3 protein-coding genes are annotated in these 2,743 nt (G+C 61.1%); all 3 read right to left on the bottom strand.

The features are described 5' to 3' along the window. Positions 1 to 106 precede the first annotated feature (106 nt). From R4P70_RS32500 to R4P70_RS32510, 3 genes are read right to left on the bottom strand one after another with little or no spacing between them, the layout of a single operon-like run. Positions 107 to 1,957 carry a hypothetical protein gene (locus R4P70_RS32500; protein WP_317833816.1) on the bottom strand — a complete coding sequence of 617 codons (1,851 nt, stop codon included), beginning with the start codon at positions 1,955 to 1,957 and terminating at the stop codon, positions 107 to 109. 28 nt (positions 1,958 to 1,985) lie between these two features. Then, positions 1,986 to 2,285 carry a type II toxin-antitoxin system PemK/MazF family toxin gene (locus R4P70_RS32505; protein WP_317833818.1) on the bottom strand — a complete coding sequence of 100 codons (300 nt, stop codon included), beginning with the start codon at positions 2,283 to 2,285 and terminating at the stop codon, positions 1,986 to 1,988. After that, complete coding sequence (locus tag R4P70_RS32510; protein WP_151097285.1) at positions 2,285 to 2,521, bottom strand: YlcI/YnfO family protein; 237 nt, start codon at positions 2,519 to 2,521, stop codon at positions 2,285 to 2,287. Before R4P70_RS32510 ends, R4P70_RS32505 begins: the two co-directional genes overlap by 1 nt. Positions 2,522 to 2,743: the final 222 nt, after the last annotated feature.

Here is a 2,743-nt window from a genome sequence, read left to right on the forward strand (position 1 = left end):
TCGATACCGCTTGTTGCTGCTGTCGAGACGGATACGTTGAGTCCGTCCAAGCCGACGGTCTTCTGTGCGGGTTTGGTAGATCGTGGTTTCGGAAGATGCAGGGCCACTATATGTTTCCTTCATCTTCGTCGGTGAACGCAGCTTTGAGTGCGAGGTTGATCTCGTGGGTGTCGCGTGCGTCGGTCAGCATGACGATGATGTTTTCGGTGAGCGGGGCGCTCTTTTCCAGAGTCATTTTCCCGAGTGCGTCACTGTTGTCTGCGATGTCGATGCCCGGGGGCAGGGGGTAGACCCAGGAGTCGGTGACGGTGCGCAGTGGCCAACGCCCGGTTTCGCGTGCGATGCGCATCGCGACGCGGCGGCCTCGCCAGCGGCAGTGTGCGATGATCGCTGCTCGCCAGAGCGGTTGGTGGTGGTGTTGCATTTGTTTGGCGGTCCACATGTCGGGGTTGACCATTCGGCCGATGTAACCCTTGTAGCAGGCGCCGATGAACCGTTTCATTGCTGTGTCGCCTGTGTCGACGGCAACTTTGCGGGCTTCTCTCAAGATTTTCGCCCACTTGTCGAGGGCTCGACCTTGCTGCGGGTAGACCCACGCTTCTGCGATGTCGAGGTCGTCGAGTTCTGCGCCGATTCCGCCATCGGCGATGGAGCTTTGAAGTGCATCGAGGCTGACGGTGGTGATCCAGGTCTGCACAGGTTGGTCGGCGAGCATGTGTGGGTGAGGCAACGGTAGAGCGGGTGGGAGCGCCAACATGTCACCCGGTGGGAGGGTTACACGCCAGAGTCCGAACGGGGTTTTCGATTGCCGCGCAGCGTCGAGCGCGTTCTCGCCGCGAAGATGTCGAGGTTTTCCGTAGCCGAATTCGAGCATGCCAGCCGACGCGAGGTACGCAGCTCGTTGGTCTATCGATACCAGTTGTGTTGCGTCGGAAAGTTCTTCGAGGTCCGGGATGCGGGTCCATCCGAGGGCAGGTTCGAGATCTCCGCGGGGTTCGCCGTCCAGCGGTGGGACCGGTCCACCGGCAGTGACGACGATTCCTTTACCGCTGCGGGTGCGGTCGCGTTTGATCTTGTCGACGATGGCGGCGCCGGTGCGTGCTGGGGTGGGGCCGGGTAGCACGCCGAGGTGTTGTGCGCACCAGGCGAGTCGGCGTCCCAGTTCCTGCGCAGCGGGGAGGTCATCGTCGGGGAGGTAGGTTCCGGCGGTGGGTGATCCGAGGATCCCCATGTCCCCCACGCGATTGCCCCATCCGAAGTCTTTGTTCCAGTAGGTCCACACGTAGGGTTCGATGAAAATGTCGACCATGGATGTGAAGTTCCCGGTGGTGCGGGAGAGGTGAACGACGTGGCCGGGTTCTCCGCGCAGTTCCCATCCTGCGGTCAGCATCGGGGTCAGCGTGGCATGGAGGATCGCGGTGAGTTCTTCGGCAGCGCGGGTGCGGAGGATTTCCATGTCGTCGACATCGTCTTCGCTGCCTGGGTCGATGATCCATCCGAGCATGTCGCAGGCTTCGATTCCGACTATCCAGATCTGTGCCGGTGCGCCCAGCGGGGTGAGCGTTGCCCATCTGATGAGTTTGTCGAGTTTTCCGATGGAATCGACTGGGCCGGTGAGTGTGTGGCCAGACGGTGTGTAGGTGCCGGCTGCTGTGACAATGACGGCGTGGCCGTCTGCTGCCTCGCTGGGGGGAGGAAGGGCGGCCGGTTCAGTTGCGTCGAGTTCTGACGCCGGGGTGGGTTCCGTTTCCATTTCGTTGGAGCGCTCATCCGGAGGGGCGACGATGTCGTCGGTCCGGGGGTGCTCCGCAACCCCGGAATCCGTTTCGAGACAAGCGGTGTCGTCAACGTCGAACAGAGAAGGCTGATCAGGTTCGGGAACTTCGTCCGAACGAGTAGCGGATTCTGGTGACTCGAGCTCGAATAGCGTGAACTGCTCCCCTTTCTTCAGCGCCATGTTTCATCCTTTCCGTTCACTGTCGTCATCATTCGAGATCGAAGGCGGCGCGCACGGCTATGGACAGTGATTCCTCTTGCGCTGGAAGAAGATAACCGATGATGTTGCCGAGCGCACTGACGGGAATGGTCGTGATGTGGTCGCAACTGACCACCGCGTCGGCGGACAGTCCGTTAGCGGCGATGACAGACACCTCAGTGGACAGTCCTCGGATCTCGCCGGTGATGGGCGCTACCGTGACGGTCCCGAGGTGTGGACGGACCATCTCTCGGGTGAGTACGAGGACCGGCCGAACTGAGTCGAGGTTGGCTTCATGAATTGGTCGCATCAGGTCGAGCCTGTTGGCTGTCGATTCACGGCGCGGTGAGCGAGGGGGCTCAGATCATGTTCGGATGTTGCGGCCGAAAGGATCTCCGCGTCTCGTGCAGCTATCTGACGGCGACGCTCCCGTTCGAGAGCGCGCAACACCAGTGAGGCTCGCGAGGCGGCGCGATGTTCCCTGACTTCGTCGTCGAGAAATTCCACGATCTCGTCCGGTAGTCGTACCGCGATCTGCGTGCTCATATGCTCATGGTACCAAAGTGGGATTCGTTTTGGTACCACCATCGCGTGCGAGTTCTGCAACCGATCATTTCAACGGGAGGCAAGGGCCGATGAAGTACTCAGCGGCCCCGACGCGGCACACCTTGCCACGCACACGGTTTCCGCTGGAGATATTGTCAAATCCTGTGGATGAGATTGTTTCAGGCGACCTCCGATCCGGTGCTTGCGGGCTCGACTGCCCCG

Origin of the sequence: Rhodococcus sp. IEGM 1241 (assembly GCF_033142365.1) — a bacterium.
In the GTDB taxonomy this organism is placed as follows: Bacteria; Actinomycetota; Actinomycetes; order Mycobacteriales; family Mycobacteriaceae; genus Rhodococcus_F; species Rhodococcus_F erythropolis.